This window comes from Thermodesulfatator atlanticus DSM 21156 (genome assembly GCF_000421585.1).
Classification (GTDB): domain Bacteria; phylum Desulfobacterota; class Thermodesulfobacteria; order Thermodesulfobacteriales; family Thermodesulfatatoraceae; genus Thermodesulfatator; species Thermodesulfatator atlanticus.
This window is the reverse complement of sequence record NZ_ATXH01000021.1, coordinates 13,741-35,007: the sequence shown is the minus strand read 5'-3', so window position 1 is coordinate 35,007 and position 21,267 is coordinate 13,741. Positions and strand designations below refer to the sequence as shown.

The 21,267-nt window shown below is 46.3% G+C and carries 21 protein-coding genes, 1 other RNA gene and 1 pseudogene; 18 read left to right on the top strand and 5 right to left on the bottom strand.

Translation table 11 applies throughout. The features are described 5' to 3' along the window. Positions 1-48: 48 nt before the first annotated feature. Complete coding sequence (gene gltX, locus H528_RS0108810; protein WP_022853954.1) at positions 49-1,455, bottom strand: glutamate--tRNA ligase; 1,407 nt, start codon at positions 1,453-1,455, stop codon at positions 49-51. 29 nt (positions 1,456-1,484) lie between these two features. Next, complete coding sequence (amrB, locus tag H528_RS0108805) at positions 1,485-2,288, bottom strand: AmmeMemoRadiSam system protein B (protein WP_022853953.1); 804 nt, start codon at positions 2,286-2,288, stop codon at positions 1,485-1,487. A gap of 111 nt (positions 2,289-2,399) precedes the next feature. Between amrB and H528_RS0108800 the strand changes: the two genes are divergently transcribed. From H528_RS0108800 to H528_RS0108720, 18 genes and pseudogenes are all read left to right on the top strand, one after another. Beyond that, the gene (locus H528_RS0108800; protein WP_022853952.1) at positions 2,400-3,428 is read left to right on the top strand and encodes a rod shape-determining protein; all 1,029 of its coding nucleotides are present in this window, start codon (positions 2,400-2,402) and stop codon (positions 3,426-3,428) included. A gap of 22 nt (positions 3,429-3,450) precedes the next feature. Further along, positions 3,451-4,287, top strand: a complete 837-nt coding sequence (gene mreC / locus H528_RS0108795; RefSeq protein ID WP_028845877.1) for a rod shape-determining protein MreC — start codon at positions 3,451-3,453, stop codon at positions 4,285-4,287. After that, positions 4,284-4,787 carry a hypothetical protein gene (locus H528_RS0108790; RefSeq protein ID WP_022853950.1) on the top strand — a complete coding sequence of 168 codons (504 nt, stop codon included), beginning with the start codon at positions 4,284-4,286 and terminating at the stop codon, positions 4,785-4,787. The genes mreC and H528_RS0108790 overlap by 4 nt, the downstream gene beginning before the upstream one ends. Next, entirely contained in the window at positions 4,759-6,600 is a 1,842-nt protein-coding gene (gene mrdA, locus H528_RS13295; protein ID WP_169352790.1) for a penicillin-binding protein 2, read from the top strand. Before H528_RS0108790 ends, mrdA begins: the two co-directional genes overlap by 29 nt. Beyond that, positions 6,585-7,673: an FtsW/RodA/SpoVE family cell cycle protein gene (locus H528_RS0108780; RefSeq protein ID WP_022853948.1), complete on the top strand. Its 1,089-nt coding sequence runs from the start codon at positions 6,585-6,587 to the stop codon at positions 7,671-7,673. Before mrdA ends, H528_RS0108780 begins: the two co-directional genes overlap by 16 nt. A 144-nt stretch (positions 7,674-7,817) precedes the next feature. Further along, complete coding sequence (locus H528_RS0108775; RefSeq protein ID WP_022853947.1) at positions 7,818-8,243, top strand: F0F1 ATP synthase subunit B; 426 nt, start codon at positions 7,818-7,820, stop codon at positions 8,241-8,243. After that, positions 8,243-8,896 (top strand): F0F1 ATP synthase subunit B, encoded by a 654-nt coding sequence (gene atpF / locus H528_RS0108770; protein WP_022853946.1) that lies wholly within the window; start codon positions 8,243-8,245, stop codon positions 8,894-8,896. The genes H528_RS0108775 and atpF overlap by 1 nt, the downstream gene beginning before the upstream one ends. Next, the gene (atpH, locus tag H528_RS0108765; protein ID WP_022853945.1) at positions 8,896-9,447 is read left to right on the top strand and encodes an ATP synthase F1 subunit delta; all 552 of its coding nucleotides are present in this window, start codon (positions 8,896-8,898) and stop codon (positions 9,445-9,447) included. Before atpF ends, atpH begins: the two co-directional genes overlap by 1 nt. 1 nt (position 9,448) lies before the next feature. Continuing rightward, positions 9,449-10,990, top strand: coding sequence for a F0F1 ATP synthase subunit alpha (atpA, locus tag H528_RS0108760; RefSeq protein ID WP_022853944.1), 1,542 nt, complete (start codon positions 9,449-9,451; stop codon positions 10,988-10,990). A 22-nt stretch (positions 10,991-11,012) separates the two neighbouring features. Beyond that, positions 11,013-11,900: an ATP synthase F1 subunit gamma gene (atpG, locus tag H528_RS0108755; RefSeq protein ID WP_022853943.1), complete on the top strand. Its 888-nt coding sequence runs from the start codon at positions 11,013-11,015 to the stop codon at positions 11,898-11,900. A gap of 38 nt (positions 11,901-11,938) precedes the next feature. After that, complete coding sequence (gene atpD / locus H528_RS0108750; protein ID WP_022853942.1) at positions 11,939-13,363, top strand: F0F1 ATP synthase subunit beta; 1,425 nt, start codon at positions 11,939-11,941, stop codon at positions 13,361-13,363. Between the two features lie 2 nt (positions 13,364-13,365). Further along, a complete protein-coding gene (locus H528_RS0108745) occupies positions 13,366-13,791 on the top strand; it encodes a F0F1 ATP synthase subunit epsilon (protein WP_022853941.1) in 426 nt (141 codons plus the stop codon). A 108-nt stretch (positions 13,792-13,899) separates the two neighbouring features. Beyond that, entirely contained in the window at positions 13,900-14,868 is a 969-nt protein-coding gene (locus H528_RS13290; RefSeq protein WP_022853940.1) for a bifunctional UDP-N-acetylglucosamine diphosphorylase/glucosamine-1-phosphate N-acetyltransferase GlmU, read from the top strand. 17 nt (positions 14,869-14,885) lie between these two features. After that, on the top strand, positions 14,886-15,113 hold the full coding sequence (gene zapB / locus H528_RS0108735) for a cell division protein ZapB (protein ID WP_022853939.1): 228 nt from the start codon (positions 14,886-14,888) through the stop codon (positions 15,111-15,113). 8 nt (positions 15,114-15,121) lie between these two features. Continuing rightward, positions 15,122-15,370, top strand: a pseudogene (locus tag H528_RS14900) (cell division protein ZapA); the annotation flags it as partial. Between the two features lie 20 nt (positions 15,371-15,390). Then, a non-coding RNA gene (gene ssrS / locus H528_RS14330) (6S RNA) lies at positions 15,391-15,575 on the top strand. Positions 15,576-15,763: 188 nt separating this feature from the next. Further along, complete coding sequence (gene rny / locus H528_RS0108725) at positions 15,764-17,347, top strand: ribonuclease Y (RefSeq protein ID WP_022853937.1); 1,584 nt, start codon at positions 15,764-15,766, stop codon at positions 17,345-17,347. After that, on the top strand, positions 17,337-18,119 hold the full coding sequence (locus H528_RS0108720; RefSeq protein ID WP_022853936.1) for a TIGR00282 family metallophosphoesterase: 783 nt from the start codon (positions 17,337-17,339) through the stop codon (positions 18,117-18,119). Before rny ends, H528_RS0108720 begins: the two co-directional genes overlap by 11 nt. A gap of 26 nt (positions 18,120-18,145) precedes the next feature. Here H528_RS0108720 and H528_RS13285 read toward each other — a convergent pair whose 3' ends face one another. From H528_RS13285 to H528_RS0108705, 3 genes are all read right to left on the bottom strand, one after another. Then, positions 18,146-19,522, bottom strand: a complete 1,377-nt coding sequence (locus tag H528_RS13285) for a TrpB-like pyridoxal phosphate-dependent enzyme (protein WP_022853935.1) — start codon at positions 19,520-19,522, stop codon at positions 18,146-18,148. 9 nt (positions 19,523-19,531) lie between these two features. Then, complete coding sequence (locus H528_RS0108710; protein ID WP_022853934.1) at positions 19,532-20,491, bottom strand: SphA family protein; 960 nt, start codon at positions 20,489-20,491, stop codon at positions 19,532-19,534. 65 nt (positions 20,492-20,556) lie between these two features. Beyond that, a complete protein-coding gene (locus H528_RS0108705) occupies positions 20,557-21,246 on the bottom strand; it encodes a transcriptional repressor (protein WP_022853933.1) in 690 nt (229 codons plus the stop codon). Positions 21,247-21,267: the final 21 nt, after the last annotated feature.

Genomic DNA, 21,267 nt, shown 5'->3' with positions numbered 1-21,267 from the left:
GGCTATCCAGCCCACCACTACCAATACTATGGCGATGATTTCACCCATTTAGTGCTCCTTTATAAAGGCCAAGGCCTTTTTAATGCGTTTGATAACGGTTTCTTTGCCAAGGATGTCCATTATTTCGAAAAGTCCCGGGCTTACCGTGCGCCCCGTAAGGGCTACCCGCACGGGTTGGGCTACGTGCTTTAGTTTGAGCTGGTGCTTTTCCGCAAGACCCCTAAAGAGATCTTCCAGGGCCTTCTCTTCAAAAGCTGGCATTCCCTCAAGGGCCTTGACTATTTCTTCGAGCACCGGTGCTATTTCTGGCTTTAAAAACTTTTTGGCGGCTTTTTCTTCGTAAGTTATTTCATCTACAAAATAAAAGCGCATCATTTCCGCCATTTCTTTAAGGGTGCGGGCCCTTGGCTTAACACTTTCTACGGCCTTTAAGAACTTTTCGTCAGCTGGGTTTTTTATTTCAACGCCAAGTTTGGCTAAAAAGGGAACCACCAGTTCGGCCAAACGGTGGGTGTCTTCCTGGCGAATGTAGTGGGCATTGAGCGCCAGCAATTTGTCAGGATCAAACCTCGCAGGGGATTTAGAAATACGCGCAAGGTCAAATTTTTCGATCATTTCCTCTAAGGAGAAAATTTCCTGGTCACCATAGGACCAGCCTAGTCTTACCAGATAGTTACGCATGGCCTGGGGCAGGTATCCTTCATCACGGTAGGCGAGAATTGATTGCGCCCCGTGGCGCTTAGAAAGCCTTGTTCCGTCTGGGCCAAGGATCATAGGAACATGGGCATACTTAGGGGGTTTGGCACCAAGGGCCTCGAAGAGGAGGATTTGCTTGGGCGTATTTGAAAGATGATCATCTCCGCGGATGACATGGGTAATGCCCATGGTTAAGTCGTCGATTACCACGGCGAACTGATAAGTGGGGACACCGTCAGGACGCATTATGACAAAGTCATCAAGCTCGCGATGATCAAAAGCCACCGGGCCTCTGATAAGGTCTTCTACAACAGTGGTGCCTACTTCCGGGCACCTGAAGCGTAAGACTCGTCCTGGGCCAGGGCCCAGGCCCTTTTCCCGACAGGTGCCGTCATATTTTGGTTTGCGGCCTTCGGCCAGGGCTTGTTTGCGTTTTTGCTCAAGAACTTCCGGGCTGCATTCGCAATAATAGGCCTTGCCTTCTTCTAAAAGCTTGCGGGCAAACTCAGCATAGACATCAAGACGTTTGCTCTGAAAATAAGGGCCTTCGTCCCAAAAAAGTTCGAGCCACTCAAGGGCCTCTTTTATGGAATCAACGTATTCCTGCTTTGAGCGCTCACGGTCGGTATCTTCAAAGCGAAGAAGAAAGGTTCCTCCATGATGCCTGGCAAAAAGCCAGTTAAAAAGGGCCGTGCGTGCGCCACCAAGATGCAAATGGCCGGTCGGGCTCGGTGGAAAACGCGTTTTTACTGTACTCATGGTCGCCTCGTTTTTTTGAGGCTTCTATTTTAACGGATTATGAGGCCAGCGTAACCCACCACTTGATAAAAATCTCCTGAGACCTCACCTGAGGTTGCGTATTTAACAAGCTCTGCTTGCTTGGCTCCCAGGGCTTTTGAGGCTACCAGCGCTGTGGCCGTAGGGAAGGCTCCACACATAGAGATCTTTTCGCGCATTACCACTTCAAGAAGCCCAATGGGGTCAAGGGCGAGGATCTTTTCTATGGCAAGAGCGTCTTTTTGTTGGGCAACTTCGTGGGGCACGTAGTGGCTCATGTCAGTGCTTGCCACAATTAGCGCTTGTTCACCACTTTGGACAATGCCCTGGGCAATGGCCAGGCCTATATCCTCAAGGGCTTCATAAGGAAGATGGGAGATGCAAATTGGGACAATAGCTATGTTGGGATTTAGGTATTGCAAAAAGGGAACCTGTACTTCTAAAGAATGTTCGTAAAGATGAGCCTCTACGTCATCCTCAAGGACCCTACTTGCTCTTAAAATCAAGCTAGCAAGAGTTTCTTTGATAGGGACAGGGCCAAAAGGCATTTGCCAGGCGCCTTTGGTCATAATGGCCGCTGGACTGCCAAGGCCAGTGTGGTTGGGTCCAAGGATAACTACCGTATCGGGAATAATTAACCGGCTATAAACAGCACCAGCCACATGGCCAGAAAACATATACCCAGCGTGAGGGCAGATAGCCCCGATGGCTTTTTCTTTCGGGGCGGTGGGGTCTAGATAGGCTTCTATTTCTTGCTTTAAAAGCTCAGGATTTGCTTCGTAAAAACGTCCAGCAACCGCGGGCATGCGAATCATAGGGGCCTCCTCTTTTGTACTTACTACTTGCAAAATAAGTGCAGCTTGCTTGTCAGTAAAGGGCCTATTTGGTAACTTGGAAGACAAAATTTTTCAGAGGTAAAAGCGTTTATGTTTCGTTCCCTTGCAGGATGGTTTTCCACTGATTTAGCAGTTGATTTGGGTACGGCCAACACCCTTGTCTTTGTCAAAGGCAAGGGAATTGTCCTGCGTGAGCCTTCGGTGGTAGCGGTGCGTCTTGATGGCCGCGGTAAACGTGTTTTGGCGGTGGGGCAAGAGGCTAAACGTATGCTCGGTCGTACTCCTGGCAATATTAAGGCTATCCGCCCTCTCAAAGACGGTGTCATCGCTGATTTTGAAGTCTCTGAGGCCATGTTGCGCTATTTTATCGAAAAAGTCCATAACAGGCGCATTTTTGTCCGTCCACGAGTGATCGTCAGTGTGCCTTCGGGGATTACCCAGGTAGAAAAAAGGGCGGTGCGTGAGTCTGCAGAAAGTGCCGGTGCACGCGAGGTATATCTTATCGAAGAACCTATGGCTGCTGCCATTGGGGCCGGGCTTCCTATTACCGAGCCTACGGCTAATATGGTGGTAGATATAGGCGGGGGGACCACCGAAGTCGCGGTTATTTCTTTAGCGGGTATCGTTTATTGTAACTCGGTGCGTGTTGCCGGAGACAAAATGGACGAAGCCATCTCAGCTTACATTAAAAGAAAATACAACTTGCTTATTGGTGAGCACACGGCTGAGCAAATAAAAATCGAAATCGGAAACGTCTTACCCGAACCACCCTATGAAAGCATGGAGATTAAGGGTCGAGACTTGATCACAGGTATTCCCAAGACTGTTACGGTAAATGCAGAAGAAGTAAGAGAAGCCATCCAGGAGCAGGTGGACACTATCCTTGAGGCCATCAAAGACGCCCTTGAGCAAACTCCTCCTGAACTTGCCGCTGATATTGTTGACAAAGGAATCGTACTCACAGGAGGAGGTGCCCTTCTTAAAAACTTGGACCGTCTTATCAAAGAAGAAACAGATCTTCCAGTTATTGTTGCCGAAGACCCTCTTTGCTCGGTGGTGCTTGGTGCTGGTAAGGCTTTGGACAACCTGCATATTTTGCGTGAAATAATGTTACGTTAATTAATCAGTGCCTTCCAAAAATTTGCAGACTAAAATCAAATACGGTGCCGCTTTTTTAGCCTTTGTTGTGTTAGGTTTTTGTTTAGTTTTCGGGGGCCTAAAGGACAGCATTAATTCGTCTTATGGTGAGCGCCTGGCCCTAAAAGTCTCAGCCCCTATTAGCAAAAGTGCAGCTTTAAGTGGCCTTGGGTTTAGAAAAATTTTAGACAGATATCTTTTTCTTGTTGGCGTTGAAAAAGAAAACGAAAAACTACGTGAGCGGGTAGCTTTTTTAGAGGCTGAGCTTGCCAAGGCCAAAGAGTCTCAGCTTGAATTAGCGCGCCTAAAAGGTCTTGCTAAGATCCTCAAAAAATTTGAAACCTCTTCTCCGGTGGTAGCCCGTGTTATCGGACGGCCTATTAGTTCCTGGCAGGGAGTAGTTATTATTGATCAGGGCCTTGATGCGGGGATTCTTCCAGAGATGCCAGTGCTCGGGAAAACGCGGTTTGGAGAGGCGGGCGTCGTGGGGCAGGTAATATCTGTGGAAAAAAATTATGCCAAAGTCCTGTTACTTACGGATCCTTCTTCTGCGGTTGATGCCCTTGTCCAACGTTCACGTGCGCGCGGGCTTTTGCGCGGGGCAGGTAAAAACAAATGTATCCTTGATTACGTGGCTGCAGAGGCAGACGTGCGCGAAAACGATTTAGTAGTAACCTCAGGATTTGATGCCCTCTTTCCTAAAGGCTTGTTGCTTGGCAAAGTTGTTCGCATATATCCAGGAAGAAGCAAGGGACTTTTTCGGCCAATAGAGGTTAAGCCTGCGGTTAATTTGCAGAAAATCGAAGAAGTTATCGTTTTGCAAAGGGTAAAAATAAAATGAAGCTTTTGACTTACGCCGTTACCCTTGCTGGCATATTTTGGTTTTATGAATTTTTTGCTTTTTTGTGGAAACCACTTCCCTTTGATCCTTTTTTGCCTGTTTTGGTGGGTTTTTATTTCTGGCGCCTTAAGCCCATTTATTATTGGGGTGGCGTTTTTTTGACTGGCCTAGTGGTAGATGCTTTTTCAAGCACAATTCCTGGCCCGGCTGTTTTTGCGTATCTTATTTCTTTGGCAATTTTCTTACAATTTTATCGCAAATTGGCTTTAAGGGGCTTTTTACCTGCTTTTCTTTCTTTGATTTTTGTCATTTCTTTTGGGGTGCTGGCCCGTCTTTTAATTTTCCCCGCTCTTTTTGAAGTCCCCTTGCCTGAAAAATATTTATGGGATGTATTAAAATATCTAATTGGCACATTTATTTGGGGTGTATGTTGTTGGAGTTTTTGTCAGATTTCTTTTATGAGATATGTTTTTGAATTACCAACCAATTCAAAATCCTGAAGGCGATCCTTTTAAGAAACGGGTAAGGGTTATCGTTTGCATTGCTGGCTTCTGCGTAATCCTCCTCATACTTAAACTTTTTTTCCTCCAAATCATAAAAGGCGAACATTACCGCCAGGTGGCTCAAAGGAGAAGCCTAAAGGTTGTCACTATCAAGGCTCCCCGTGGGAACATTTACGACCGCAGGGGACTTCTTTTGGCAGGAAACGTGCCTTCCTACACGCTTCTTATTGATAAGAAATTAGTCAAAGGCCCTGAGGGAGACAAAGTATTAAAGCGCCTTGCGCAAATCTTGGGGGAAGATTTTCCCACCCTTAAGCAAGAGTATCTTATCGCGCGCAAGAAAGCTACAGGGGAAAAAGTTTTATTCAAGACAGATCTTGATAGGGATCTTGTGGCCCGCATAGAGGCCCGCCGTTATTATATGCCGGGGATAGAAATAAGTGTAGAGCCCAAGCGTTTTTATCCGTTAGGAGAAAAAGCCTTCCATTTTATAGGATACGTCTCGCGTATTAACGCAAGGGAGCTGAGAAGGCTTTCTTCAAAAGGGTTTGAGCCAGATGATTTTATCGGTCGCACTGGCGTTGAAGCCCAATACGAAGATTTATTGCGCGGGAAAAAGGGGCGTGAGCTTTTAGAAGTTGACGCTTTGGGTAGGGTAAAAAAAATCGTTGCCAAGGAACCACCTCAAATTGGTAAGAGTTTAATTCTTACGGTAGATAGTGTTTTCCTTGAAGTAGCCTACGATTTACTGAAAGGGAAGTCTGGGGCTATCGTGGTTTTTGATCCCCGTGACGGCAAAGTCCTCTCACTGGTAAGCGCTCCGGGAATCAATCCCCGCAAATTTGTAGATAAAACCGAAAAGTTTTCCATAGAGGAATGGAAAAAAATAAATGAAGACGTAATGCATCCCCTTCTTAATAAGGCTTTGCTTCCTTATCATCCAGGCTCAACCTTTAAGATATTGACTGCCATGGCAGGTCTTGAAGAAAAAGTTATTTCACCTCAAAAGGAAATCTTTTGTCCGGGGTATTACCGTTTAGGCAGACGTATTTTTCGTTGTTGGCGCCCCTGGGGGCATGGCGAAGTAGATATGAAAAAAGCCATTGAGGTCTCTTGTGATACCTATTTTTATCAGCTTGGAGAATTGTTAGGTATAGAAAGAATTGCCAAATATGCCCGGGCAAGTGGTTTTGGGAAGTTGACGGGCATAGGGCTTCCTGGGGAAAAACGGGGGCTTGTTCCTGATAAAGAATGGAAGCTTAGACGCCAAGGTGTTCCGTGGCAAAAAGGTGAAACTTTAAACGTAGCCATAGGGCAGGGAGCCTTAAGCGTTACCCCGCTTCAACTTGCCAAATTTTTGACCGCCGTGGTTAATGACGGTCATCTTTATCGTCCCTGGTATGTATCGCAGATACTTGATCAGTATGGCGAGGTGGTAAAAGAATTTAAGCCCCTCGAAGAAGGAAAGCTTCCAGCCCATTTAAATACTCTTAATTTTTTGAAGGATGCTATGGTGGCAGCTGTTAACGGAAAAGAGGCTACGGGAAAAGCGGCCAAGCTTAAAAATATTTTAGTCGGCGGAAAAACCGGAACCGCGCAAGTAGTAGGCATGAAAAAGCGAATTCATAGTAAAAAATTGCCTTATTTACGAAGAGACCACGCGTGGTTTATGGCCTTTGCGCCTGCCAAGAATCCCGAAATTGTAATTGTAGTTTTTGTGGAACATGGAGGTCATGGAGGAAGTGCTGCGGCTCCTATAGCAGGAAAATTTTTGAAATTTTATTTCGAAGGGAAATGGCCAGCTTCATGATAAAACGTTTTTTCAAATCTTATTGTTGGTCTCTTGTTTTATTAACAGCACTTCTTGTGGGGGCGGGGATTCTAAATCAGGCTAGCGCCTCTTCTGGAGGAATCCTTTTTAAAAAGCAGCTTATTTGGTATGCCATGGGGAGCTTTTTGCTTTTTGGTCTTTCTTTTGTTGATTATCAAAAAATTTTTTCTGTAAGGTTTGTTTTTATTTTTTATTTGTTTTTCCTGTTGCTATTGGTTTTCTTGGTAATCAAAGGAGACCGTTGGCTGCGTCTTCCTGGCTTTAGTATTCAACCTTCAGAATTCGCTAAACTTGCCCTTATTTTTGTTTCTTCCCTTATTTTGCACAGGCATGAAGATTCAGTTCTTTCCTGGAAGACCTTTGGCCTGTTAACCCTTTTTGCCCTTCCTTTGTGTGTGTTGGTGGCAGCCACTGACTTGGATCAAGGCATGATGCTTTTTTTGCTTTACGCTTCGTTTGTGGTGGTTGCGGGTATTCCTAAACGGATTTTAGCGCTAGGGGTGGCGGCAGCGTTAGCTATTGCCTTTTTGGCTGGGCCTTATGTTTGGAAAATGTTGCAGCCCTATCAACGCGCGCGCGTGGAAGCCTTTATCAATCCCGAGGCCTTTGCCCTAGACAGGGGCTACCAGGTGCTTCAAGCTTTGATCGCTGTTGGTTCTGGGGGCTGGACTGGCCTGGGGTTTAAGCAAGGGATTTCCAGTCGCTTAAATTATCTGCCAGAAAAACACACCGACCTTGCCTTTGCAGTCTGGGCAGAAGAATGGGGATTTATTGGCTCTACTTTTATAGTTTGTTGTTTTGCACTTTTGATTTTTCAAATCTTAAAAATTGCTTGTCAGGTTCGTGATCCCTTGGGGCGTTATTTGTGTTTTGGAGTGGCGGCTATGTTTTTCTGGGAGATGCTTATCAATGTTGGCGGAATTATTCATATATTGCCTATTGCCAGTGTCCCGCTTCCTTTTTTGAGTTACGGAGGTTCCTCGGTTTTGGCTAATATGAGTGCTATTGGATTGGTATTAAGTGTCTCTCGTAAGCGTTATTCGTTTCGATAAGCAATTTTGGCCACAAAAAAAAAGATTTTTGCTCAGAATCGCCTATTTTGAGCCATAAAAAGGGTTTGACACCCAAAATGAAATGATGTAAAAGCGCCAACATGAAACAGAAATTCTAAAAAATTAAGCTGAAGGGGTTGTTCGATGCTAAAGTTCGACATCACGCTTTTCATTCAGATTGTAGAAGCACTAATCATGACCGCCATTTTGAATGTCATTTTCATAAAGCCCGTAATGCAGATTTTTAAAGAAAGGAAAGAAAAATTCGATGGGCTTCGTTCTGACATAGAGCGTTTTACCAAAGGAGCAGAAGAGGTTTTGCAGCAATATCAGCAGCGTTTGCAGGAAGCCCGCATGGAGGCTTCCCGCAAAAGAGAAGAGCTCAAGCAGGCAGCAAAGGCAGAAGAAAAGAAAATCCTTGAAGCAGCTACTAAAGAAGCCGAGGAGCTCAAACAGAAAACTTTGTCCCAGTTAGCCCAGCAACTTCAGCAAGTTCGTCAGGCTTTGCAGTCTCAGGTTGAAACTTTTGCGGTATCTATTGCACAGAAGCTTTTGGGGAGGTCTTTATAATGCGTCGTCTCTTGCCTATATTCTTTTTGTTGGTATGGTTGGTTGTCCCTTCCTTTGCTGTTGAGGAACATGCAACTCCGGCTACTGCTGGCCATGAAATGGCTGCGGAGCATGCAGCTGGTGCCCAAGAGGCCATGGGCCATGGAGCTTCGCATGAGGTTAAGCCGCACGTAACTAAGCGTCAGCTTCAGGACCTTTTATGGTGGACGGTTAACTTCATCGCCTTGGTCATCATCCTGGTCAAGTTTGGCCGGGAACCCATTGTCAATATCTTTCGTTCTCGTCGGGAACGTATTGAAGGGGAGTATAGCGAGCTTACCGAGAAAAGGGCCGAGGCAGAGCGCAAGTATAAAGAATATGAAGCCAAGCTTGCTACCTTAGAAGAAGAAGCCAAAAAGATTATGGAAGCTTTTATTGAACAGGGTGAGAAGGAAAAAGAGCGCATTATCCAAGAAGCCCTTGCTACCGCTGAACGTATCAAGCAGCAGGCTGAGTTTTATGTACAGCAGGAATTAGAGAAGGCTCGTGAGGAATTGAGGAAAGAAGTAGCTGAACTTTCAGTGAAGATGGCGGAGCAAATCATTAAAGAAAAAATTACTCCTGAAGATCACAAGCGTTTAGTTAAAGAATTCATAGAAAGGGTGGTGCACTAGTGCTTAGGACAATAGTAGCCTTAAAGTATGCGAGGGGTCTTTTTGCGGCGGCCAAGGATCTTGGCAAGACCAAGGAGTTTGGTGAAGAGCTTCAACGGGTCTCACAGTTTTTGGCTTCTCAGCCCGAGATTCTTGAGGCCCTTGAGAGCCCCATTTATCCACCAGATTTAAAGCTCGAAATAATAGACGAAATAATTAAGGGGCTCCAGGTAGAAGAAGCTGTGGCCAAGTTTTTGCGGCTCCTGGTTGAAAAAAGGCGTATCCATTTTATTCAGGATATAACCAAAACCTATCAGCAACTCCTTGATGAGGAGATGGGTATTGCAAGGGCCGAAGTCAAGGTGGCCACGGATTTAGATGAAGAGCTACAAAAGGCTCTTGCGGAAGCCCTTTCTAAAAAGATTGGCCGACAGGTGGTCTTGAATGTAGTTAAAGATCCGTCAATTCTTGGCGGTGTCAGAGTGCAGGTAGGTGACCTGGTGCTCGACGGAACAGTTCGGGCCCAGTTAGAGAAATTTAAAGAATCCATTATAAGGGGTGAGGTGTCCTAACATGCAAGGGATAAGAGTAGAAGAAATCAGTGATCTTATTAAAAAGCGCATTGAGGAGTATGAAAAGAAGGTAGACCTTGATGAGATGGGGGTTGTGATCTCCATCGGTGACGGTATTGCTCGTGTTTACGGGTTGCGTAATTGTCAGGCTATGGAGTTGATAGAGTTTCCTGGTGGCGAAATGGGCATCGCGCTCAACCTAGAGTTTGACAACGTTGGTGTCCCGATCATGGGTGACGCCACCAAGATTAAAGAGGGCGACATTGCCAAGCGTACCGGTCGTATCGCAGAAGTTCCGGTAGGCGAGGCAGTGCTTGGCCGTGTAGTAGATCCTCTTGGTCGTCCTCTCGATGGTAAGGGTCCTATTCAATCTAAGGAATTTCGTCGTATCGAAGTTAAAGCCCCTGGTATCATTGCCCGTAAGCCGGTGCACGAGCCCATGTACACCGGTCTTAAGGCCATTGACGCGATGACTCCTATTGGTCGTGGTCAGCGTGAGCTCATCATTGGTGACCGTCAGACTGGTAAAACTGCCATTGGTATCGACGCCATTATCAATCAGCGCGATAGTGATGTGTATTGTATTTACGTTGCTGCAGGTCTCAAGAAAGCTTCGGTGGCCCAGACCGTGGAAGTTTTAAGGCGTTACGGAGCCATGGAGTATACCACTGTGGTAGCGGCTTGTGCCTCTGACCCTGCCACTTTGCAATATATCGCTCCCTATGCTGGTTGTGCTATGGGGGAATATTTCCGTGACTCTGGTCGTCACGCTCTTATCGTTTATGACGACCTTTCCAAACAGGCAAATGCCTACCGTGAAGTGTCTTTGCTTCTCCGTCGTCCTCCTGGACGTGAGGCTTATCCTGGTGACATTTTCTATAACCACTCTCGTTTGCTTGAGCGTGCTGCTAAACTAAACGAAGAACACGGAGCTGGTTCACTCACAGCGTTGCCCATTATCGAAACCCTCCAGGGTGACGTTTCGGCGTATATCCCCACCAACGTTATTTCGATTACCGATGGCCAGGTTTATCTTGAACCGAGCCTCTTTTTTGCAGGCATTCGTCCGGCTATTAACGTAGGTCTTTCGGTTTCACGCGTTGGTGGTGCAGCGCAAATCAAGGCTATGAAGCAGGTTGCTGGTAGGCTCCGTCTTGAGCTTGCCCAGTATCGTGAGCTGGCAGCCTTCGCTCAGTTTGGTTCCGAACTTGACCGTGCTACTCAGAGAGTCTTGCATCGTGGTGCGCGTCTTACTGAAATCCTCAAACAGCCTCAGTATCAGCCTCTGCCAGTAGAAAAGCAGGTCTGTATCCTTTTTGCTGGTACTCGTGGCTTCCTTGATGAAATGCCCCTTGATGTTTTAGAAACTTATGAAAAAGAACTCTATGAATTTATAGAATCTCGTTATCCTGAGATTTATACCGAAATTCGCGAAAAGAAAGAAATTAGTCCTGAACTAGAAGAGAAAATGAAAGCTGCTTTCAAGGAGTTTAACGAAGAATTTAAGACCAGACACAACGTTGAAACTGTACCTGTACCGTAAAGAATCTGGAAGGTGAGGAAAAATGCCTAACCTAAGGGATATTAAAAGAAAAATAGAAGCGGTTAAGAAGATTGGCCAGATTACCAGGGCCATGAACATGGTGGCGGCGGCTAAGTTGCGTGGAGCCCAGGAAAGGGTAGAACAGTTTCGGCCGTATGCTACCAAATTTAGAGAAGTAGTTACCGAATTAGCAGCTTCTGGTGCGGTCAATCCTGCTCAATTTGAATTAATGCAGCCACGGGAAGTCAAAAAAGTTGAAATTATACTTGTTACTGCTGATAGAGGGCTCTGTGGTGCTTTTAACGCTAACCTCATAAACGCCTGTGAGCGTTTTATTAGGGAACAAAAGGCCAAAGGACGCGAAGTTTCTTTGATTTGTGTTGGGCGTAAAGGCGCTCAGTTTTATCGTAAAAGTGGCCTTATTCGTGAGTCTTATGAAGATGTTATGAGTCGGGTGGAGATGTTTAATGCGCGTGCTATTGCTCGTGAGGCTATGCGCGCGTTTTTAGACAAAGAAGTGGACGAAACCCATATCATTTATGGGTATTTTATAAACGTGGTAAGGCAAATTCCCAAAATAGACAAACTCTTACCCATTGCGGTAGAAAAGGAAGAGGCCGCAGAGGAAACAACTGAACCAAAGATTTCTGGCTCTTATATTTACGAACCTGAGCCTGAGGAGCTTTTTGCTCAGATTTTGCCTCTTTACATTAACACCCAGGTTTTTGCGGCTATGTTAGAAACAGCTGTTAGCGAGCAGGCTGCCCGTATGACCGCAATGGACAATGCTAACCGTGCCTGCGGTGATATGGTTCACAGCCTTACGCTTTTATTTAACAAAACGCGTCAGGCAGCTATTACTAAAGAACTTATGGATATAGTGGGCGGTGCTGAAGCCCTTAAAGGATAATTTAGCAAGTAAAGTTTAGCCAAGGAGGAAGAGGCGATATGGCCGAAGAAAAAGTAATGGGAAAAATTGTACAAGTAATGGGTCCGGTTGTGGACGTTGAGTTCCCTCCTGGAAAGGTTCCGGCGATTCTTGAGGCCTTGCGTGTAACGAACCCTGCCATTGACGATCGTGAGTGGAACCTGGTTCTTGAGGTGGCACAGCACCTTGGTGATAACGTTGTGCGTACGATTGCTATGGACAACACCGACGGTCTGGCCCGCGGTCAGGAAGTTTGGGCTACCGGAGCTCCAATTTCTGTTCCTGTGGGCAATGCGGTTTTGGGCCGTATTATGAACGTAGTAGGTGACCCGGTGGACGAAGCTGGTCCAATACCCTCTGATAAGACCTTGCCCATTCACCGTCCGGCTCCGGCTTTTACCGAACAAGACGTCACCATTAAGGTTCTCGAAACAGGTATTAAGGTTCTTGACCTTCTCGTTCCATTCCCTCGTGGTGGTAAGATGGGCACCTTCGGTGGCGCTGGCGTAGGCAAGACCGTTGTTATGATGGAGATGATTCACAACATCGCTATGCAACATGGTGGTATTTCCGTGTTCTGTGGTGTTGGTGAGCGTACTCGTGAAGGAAACGACCTTTACCTTGAAATGAAGGAATCTGGTGTTATCGATAAAGCCGCGCTGGTTTATGGCCAGATGAACGAGCCTCCTGGAGCTCGTGCTCGAGTCGCCTTGACCGGTGTTACCGTAGCTGAATATTTCCGTGACGAAGAAGGTCAGGACGTGCTTTTCTTCGTAGATAACATTTTCCGTTTTACCCAGGCCGGTTCTGAGGTGTCGGCGCTTCTTGGTCGTATTCCTTCGGCCGTTGGTTATCAGCCGACTCTTGCTACAGACCTTGGTGCGCTTCAAGAGCGTATCACATCTACCACCAAAGGTTCTATTACTTCTGTTCAGTGCGTTTACGTGCCTGCTGACGACTTGACCGACCCTGCTCCCGCGACCACCTTTGCGCACCTTGACGGTACCGTGGTTCTTTCCCGTCAGATTGCAGAGCTCGGTATCTATCCTGCGGTTGACCCGCTTGACTCTCAGTCTCGTATTCTTGACCCGAATGTTTTGGGTGAAGAACACTATCAAGTTGCTCGTCAGGTACAGCAGGTCTTGCAGCGTTATAAAGACCTTCAAGATATTATTGCCATTCTTGGTATGGACGAGCTCTCTGAGGAGGACAAGATTATCGTCGCTCGTGCTCGTAAGATTCAGCGTTTCTTGTCACAGCCATTCCACGTTGCGGAACAGTTCACCGGTACTCCTGGTCGTTACGTCAAACTAGAAGACACTATTCGCGGCTTTAAAGAAATTCTTGAAGGTAAGCATGACGACTTACCTGAACAGGCATTCTATATGGTCGGTACCATCGAAGAGGCTGTTGAAAAAGCCCAGCAAATGGCTGCTGGAGGTTAATAATGGCTCGCATCCTACTCGAAATTGTAACACCTAGCCGTATGGTAGTGAGTGAGGAAGTTGATATTGTTACAGCGCCTGGTGTGGCAGGTGAGTTCGGTGTTATGGCTCACCACGCACCCATGGTAGCTGCTATAAAAATTGGCGAATTGCGTTATCGTGTGGGAGATAAGGAAGAATTCTTAGCGGTTAGTGAAGGATTTTGCGAGGTTAGCCATAATAAGATCACCTTTTTATGCGAAGCAGCTGAAAGGGCTGAGGAAATAGACGTAGAGCGCGCCTTGAAGGCAAAAGAGCGCGCTGAGAAACGCTTACAGGAAGCAGCAGCCAAGGCCGAAAAGATCGACATTGCCAGGGCCCAGGCTGCTTTGGCACGTGCGTTGGTCCGCTTAAGAGTTGCTGAAAAAGTTAGACAACGTGCCCAGTAGATAACTTGCTAAAAAGGGGGCGCTAAGCCCCCTTTTTTATTTTTTATCCCGCCTTTTGTGGTTTAAAGTTTAAATTTATTCATAATCCCCTTAGGAGGTCTCTGCTTTATGTCCCTTGCTGTGGTTATTTTGGCTGCTGGTAAAGGAACCCGGATGAAATCTCCTTTACCAAAGGTTTTGCATATTTTGGGGGGAGAGCCACTTATCCTTCACGTGCTGGATACGGTTTTAGCCCTTAATCCTCAGCATGTTTTGGTTGTTGTAGGATTTAAAAAAGAAAGGGTGTTAGAGGTCATAAAGCCGTATGCGGTTAAGCATGTGGAACAAAGAGAACAACTTGGTACAGGCCATGCAGTGTTGCTTGCTGAGGAATCTTTGAAAGATTTTAACGGGGATGTTTTAGTACTCTGTGGAGATACTCCCTTACTTCGAGTGGATACCTTAAAAGAACTTTGTTCTTTTCATCGTGAAAAGCAGGCGGTTGCTACGATTTTGACAGCTGAGCTTGAAAATCCTTTTGGATACGGGCGAATTATCCGAGATTCTAGCGGCCTGGTATCAGAAATCGTCGAGGAAAAAGATGCTGATCCAACACAAAAACGCATCAAAGAGATAAATTCGGGTACTTATGTGTTTCGAGCTAAATTTCTTTTTGACGCCTTAAAAGAGATTCGTCCAGATAACGTACAACGCGAGTATTACCTGACGGATGTAATCAAGATTGCCCGCCAAAAAGCCTTGCCTGTAGCTGCTTTGAAAGCCAAGAGCAATGAGGAAATTTTAGGTATAAATAGCCAGTTTGAGCTAGCTTTGGCTGAAAAGATTTTTCAGCGGCGTTTGCGTGAGCGTTTTATGGCTGCAGGGGTAACTTTTGTCTCTCCTGAGCATGTGTATCTGGAGAAAAAGGTGCAAATTGCGCCAGGAGTGGTAATTTTTCCCTTTGTAAGCCTGCGCGGGGCTACTGAGATTGGGCAAGAAGCCGTTATCGAGAGCCATTGTGACTTAAAAGACGTTAAAGTGTTGCCAGGAGCAAGGGTATCTTCGGGAACAACTTTAAGCAACGGTCTTTATCGCTAGCATATAAGGAGGGCTTTATGAGTGTGCAGGAGATTGCCTTATTAGAGGAAAAAATCGAAACCCTTTTAGGATATATTCAGCGCCTGAGCCAGGAAAAGGCCTCTTTATTAGAGACCTTGTCTCAAAAAGAAAGCGAAATAGAATCCCTTAAAGCAGAGCTTTCCAGATTGCAGGAAGAAAAACAGCTGGTCAAAAACAAAGTTCAGGAAATATTAAGCAAAATTGAACAATTATCAATGGATTAGAGGAAGTTTTGGAACGCATCGTTGAGTTTCAACTTTTAGACCAAACATTTGCCTTTAAAACAGATCTTCCTGAAGAGATGGTTCAGGAGATAAGGGAGATATTGGCTACTAAAGAAAGCGAAATTCGCAAAAAATATAAGCTTTTACCACCGCTTAAAGTTGCGGTACTTCTGCTCTTACAAATTTCGTCAGAATATGTAAAAATAAAAAAAGAACACGAGGACTTAAGGGAGGCCTTACTTAAGAAGGCCTCTGAATTAGACGAATACATTAAAAAGAGTTCCTGGGGTGCGCGTGATTAACCATTTAGCCCGCCGAGCCAACAGCGAGACCAGGGGGAGGCTCCTCTCCTTCTGGAGGTATGCTCCGCACTTGGCGGAGAAACCGCAAGGAAGGATGAGCCACCCACTTAATAGTGAAGGGTCTCGTGCGGGCCGGTTAACACGGCACCCCGGGGTTTTATTAACCCCGTGAGGGTAAGACCGCTGGGCGGTCGGTGAAGGGTATAAAGGCTTTACGCCTATAAAATATTTTATGAAATTGCTATTACCGTGAAATTGCGTGGAATAGCTGATATTTCTTAAGAACCAAAGCTTCTTTCACCTGTCCGCCTTTCCCTTGCGGGGTAATCACCAAAGGAGGGAAGAAGTATGGAAGTTTTGTTAGTGGTGATTGCCCTAGCCGCAGGGCTTGCCGTGGGCATTCCCCTGGGAATAAAACTCAAAGAAAAGAAAGACCAAGAAAAGCTTGCAGGTGTTGAGCAAAAGGCCCAAGAAATTTTAGAAAGAGCCAGGACAGAGGCTGAACGCCTGCGCCAGGAAGTTAAGCTTGAAGCTCGGGAAGAGGCTCTTCGTCACAAAGAAAAAATAGAAAAAGAGTTCGAAGAAAGACACCGTAAATTAGACGAACAAGAAAAAAGACTCCGCGAACAAGAAAGTCGTTTAGCTGAAAGAGAAGCCAATCTTGAGCGCCGCAGCCAGCAGCTTGAAAAACGAGAAGAAGAACTCGGGCGTAAGGAACTTAAGCTGCGGGAGAAAGAAGAATTGCTGACCAAGCAGGAGCAAGAGTACCGAACTCTGGTTGAGTCCCAGCGCAAAGAGTTAGAAAAAATCGCCCAACTTACCCACGAAGAGGCTCGCGAAATTGTCCTTAAGAAAGCAGAAGAAGAAGCCAAAGAAGAAACAGCGCGTATGCTCATGCGCATTGAGACCGAAGCGCGCGAAGAAGCTAATCGTCGTGCGCGTGAGATCTTGGCGCTGGCAATTTCACGTTGTGCCACCGAGATTGTCACTGAAAAAGCCGTTTCGGTGGTTCCCCTTCCGAGCGAGGACATGAAAGGACGCATCATCGGACGGGAGGGTCGAAACATCCGGGCCCTTGAGGCTGCTACCGGAGTTGACTTAATAATCGACGATACCCCTGAGGTAGTTGTTCTTTCGGGGTTTAACCCGCTTAGGCGAGAGGTGGCCCGTATAGCCCTCGAACGTCTGATTTCTGATGGACGCATACATCCAGCCCGCATTGAAGAAGTAGTCAAAAAGGTCGAAGAAGAATTAGACGTTACTATCAAAGAGATTGGCGAAAGAGCGGCCTTTGACGTGGGGGTTTATGGTTTGCCTTCTGAGCTTTTGCGCTTACTTGGCAAACTGAAATATCGTACAAGCTATTCCCAAAACGTACTTCAGCATTCCATCGAAGTGGCATACATTTGCGGGGTAATGGCAGGGGAACTTGGCCTTGATGTTAAAAAAGCCAAGCGTGCTGGGTTACTTCACGACATAGGCAAGGCGGTTGACCAGGAAATGGAAGGTCCTCACGCCTTAATCGGGGCAGAGCTTGCCAAAAAATACGGCGAAGACGAAGAAATAGTAAACGCCATTGCTGCACACCATGAAGACGTACCCCCTGAGTCAGTTTTAGCAATTTTGGTTCAGGCGGCCGACGCGGTTTCTGGGGCCCGGCCTGGTGCACGAAAAGAACTCCTTGAGTCTTACATCAAGCGCCTTGAAACCCTTGAGCGGGTTGCTACTTCTTTTCCAGGGGTCCAGAAGGCTTACGCTATTCAGGCTGGGCGTGAAATCAGAGTCATTGTGGATAGCAACAAAATAACCGATGCAGAAGCAGTGCATCTTTCCCGGGATATAGCCAAAAAAATAGAAAAAGAACTTACCTATCCTGGTTTGATAAAGGTTACCGTGATCCGAGAGACAAGGGCGGTGGAATATGCCCGTTAAGGTGCTTTTTGTAGGGGATATTGTAGGCCGGCCGGGGAGAAAGGCTCTTAACAAATTTCTCCCCGGTTTGATTTCAGATTATGCCCCCCACTTTGTAATTGGTAACGCTGAAAATGCGGCAGGTGGCTACGGATTGACCGAAGCTATCGCCCAGGAATTATTAGCGGCAGGATTCGATCTCCTCACCTCTGGGAACCACATTTGGCGCAGGGAATTTTTGCCTTATCTGGCCAAGGCCGAAAAAGTCCTCAGGCCTGCCAATTATCCTGCAGGGGCCGTAGGGAAGGGCTATGCGGTTCTTCACAAAAACGACAAAAAACTCGGGGTTATCAATCTTGAAGGCCGTGTTTTTATGCGTTCCCTTGATTGTCCCTTTCGTATCGGCCTAGCCCTGGCAGAAAAACTCAAAGAAGAAACCCCCTGTATTTTGGTTGATTTTCACGCCGAAGCTACCTCGGAAAAATTGGCCCTTGGATGGTATCTTGATGGCAAAGTATCTGCTGTTATCGGAACCCATACCCACGTTCAGACCGGAGACGAAAGAATTCTACCAGAAGGCACCGCTTATCTTACCGACGTAGGCATGACGGGCATTCGTGATGGAGTGATAGGGATGCGCAAAGACCACGCCATTGAGCTTTTCCTTACCCAGGTTCCGCGAAAGCTCGAAGTTCCCAAAACAGGCCCAAAGAAGTTAGAAGCAGTTTATCTCGAAATAGACGAACAAACCGGGAAAACCCAAAAACTGGTACGTATCAGAAAGGAAGATTAAGGAAACGGGCACCTGCCCGTTTCCTTTTATATCCCTGTTGGGAATTTTGGGAAGTGTTCCAAGGCTTTTAGAGCTTCTTTGATTTTTTCTTCAGGGTATTCGTAGTCTTCAAGTTTCCCTTCAAGGTAAGCGTCATAGGCTGCTAAGTCGAAATGTCCGTGTCCGCTAAAGCTGAAAACGATGACTTTTTCTTCGCCGGTTTCTTTGCATTTTAAGGCTTCGTCAATGGCCGCGCGGATAGCATGGCTGGTCTCAGGAGCAGGGATAATCCCTTCTGTTTGGGCGAAAAGAATAGCGGCTTCAAAACAAGGGTTTTGGGGGTAGGCACGAGGTTTGATAAAGCCGTCTTTCACCAACTGGCAAACAAGAGGTGCGTCACCATGATAACGAAGGCCGCCTGCATGGATAGCAGGTGGTTCAAAAGAATGCCCAAGGGTGTGCATGAGAAGAAGGGGTGTTAACCCGGCTGTATCGCCAAAATCGTAAGTGTAGATACCTTTGGTAAGGGTTGGGCAGCTTGATGGCTCAACCGCAATGACTTCAGCGTCAAGCTTTTTTTCGATGATGTCGCCAATAAAAGGAAAGGCAAAGCCTGCAAAGTTACTTCCCCCACCAACACAGCCTATGAGGATGTCTGGTTTTTCTTCCACCAGGGCCAATTGTTTTTGGGTTTCAAGGCCAATTATGGTTTGGTGCAAGAGCACGTGGTTTAACACGCTTCCCAGGGCATAGTTGGTATCCTGGTTAGTAGCGGCGTCTTCCACTGCTTCAGAAATGGCAATACCAAGACTTCCGGTGGAATCGGGGTTTTCTTCTAAGATTTTGCGACCAGAGTTAGTGCGCTCGCTGGGGGAAGGAAATACTTCTGCACCCCAAATATGCATGAGGCTTTTACGGAATGGTTTTTGTTCATAAGAGACCTTGACCATATAGACGGTGCATTTAAGGCCAAAGAGTTTGCAGGCAAAGGAAAGAGCGCTTCCCCACTGGCCTGCGCCGGTTTCCGTGGCGAGTCTTTTGATACCAGCTTCTTTGTTGTAATAGGCCTGGGCTACCGCAGTGTTTGGTTTATGGCTACCTGGAGGGCTTACGCTTTCGTCCTTGAAATAGATACGCGCAGGGGTTCCTAGGGCCTTTTCCAGTTTGCGAGCCCTTCTAAGGGGAGTCGGACGCCAGAGCTTATAAACCTCTCGGACCGCCTCAGGAATTTCTATCCAGGGCTCTGGGCTCATCTCCTGTTCAATGAGTGAGCGGGGAAAAATGGGCTCTAGCTCTTCGGGCTTAACAGGTTCTCCGGTCTTAGGGTTAAGTGGAGGGGCCGGAGGCTTAGGGAGCCGCGGAATGATGTTGTACCACGCTTCTGGTAATTCCTTTTCACTTAAAACAATTTTGAACTCGTCCATAGCCTTCTCCTAAAAAATATAGCCTAATTTGAACCAGATATTATAGCCTTCTGTCATTTCCCTTGCAGCAAATTCAAACTGCGAACGCAATGAAATAAAAAGTTTATCTTTTTGATACCAAACTCCAGGGCCTATAGCCCAGACTCTGCTTTGGGCATCAGCGGCAGCCTGAAGGGTTTCTTTTAGTGGACCGCTTACGCCTTCAAGGTCGAATTTGTCATCTTTTACTTGGCGATAGTAATAACCGCTTACACCTATGCGCAAATTTGCTTTCACCGCGTAAGAAACGCACCAGTCAAAATGGAACTCTTGACCTGGGGTGCGGTCAATGTTTACCCCCTGGGGAGTAGGATAGTCTTCTTGTTTGGTATTAAAGTCATACATAAGTTTTAAAGAAGCCGCGAGCCTGGTAGTGGGCATGTAAGTGACTGCCAGCACAGGTTCAATGGTCCAGAAATTACGCCCCACACTTGCGAGGTTGTCTTTTTCTTCATTTGAAAGCGGAATGTACAGATCCGCTACGTCAAGCACAACATGGAGTTTGCCCTGTTTAAGGTGCCAGGAGAGTAGGAAGGGAGAGTAGATAAGATAAGGGATATTGCCGTCGGAGTAGCTTTTTTTGTTTTGGGGGCCTACAGGTGCCACGAAATCAAGATCGGTATGTACGTATAGCACAAAGAAGTGTTGGCCGTAATTTCCACCAAGGATTTTTTTCTCACTGAAATATATAAATCTCAGGACTTCAGCCCATACGGATACTTTGTCAAAAACAGCCAGCGAGTCCCCATTAGCGTCTTTCATTTCATTTGCATGATAAAAATAGGCATAGTTAAGGACGGTAAGCCCAGGAGGTGGTGCTGCACCTATTAAAAAACCTTCGGCTCCTAGGGGGTAGGCCTTTCCTCCTCCTGCAAAACTCTGGGCAACAATAAAAAAAGATAAAAAAATACCCATAATAATCGGGCGCATGTTGTCCCCCTTTAAATTTTTTCACCTTTTAGCTGAAAAGAATATGAAAGGCAAGTGATATTTGGTTAATCCACAGGGGTTACAAAGATTTTTTGGGCAAGGCCCTGACCAATGGCGAGCCGTGTCCCCCTGACAGACACAATAACCGGGCCACAATTGTTAATAATTTCCAAAACGTCTCCTACCATAAGCCCCATAGAGGCTAAGCGTCCTTTAGCCTTTGATCCCCCGCTAAAACGTTCTACACGTACTTTTTCTCCAGGGGACACGAGAATTAGTGGTAAAGCGGGTTTGGCTCTTTTGGCCTGGCAGTTACGGCAAAGACCGTATATTTCCATGCGGTGGTCAAGGGGTTTGAACCCGAACTTTCGGGCTATTTCTTCTTGCATTTTTTCAAGAGAAGGCAAGAAAAATTCTTCGATTTTGCCGCATTTAGTACAAATCAGATGGTCATGGTGTTCGCCTAGGTGGCGATGTTCAAATAAGGTGGGTTTCCCAAAAAAATCCTTGCGCTGAGCAAAGCCCGTGCAACAAAAAAAATCAAGAGCCTTTGTTACTTCTTCCTTAGGGACATTAATGCCTTTTTCTTTGAGTTTTTGAGTTAGGTCTTCAGCGGTTAGATGGGCGTCACTTTCAATGAAGCATTCAAAAATCTTTAGATATTGTTCTTTTTTTTCTTGGGGCAGGTCTTCAAGCAGGCGGGAAAAGTTCTGCTTTTCTTTTTCGTGAAGATATTTTAAAGTTTTTTCGTGCATCTTAAAATTCCTTTCCAAAAG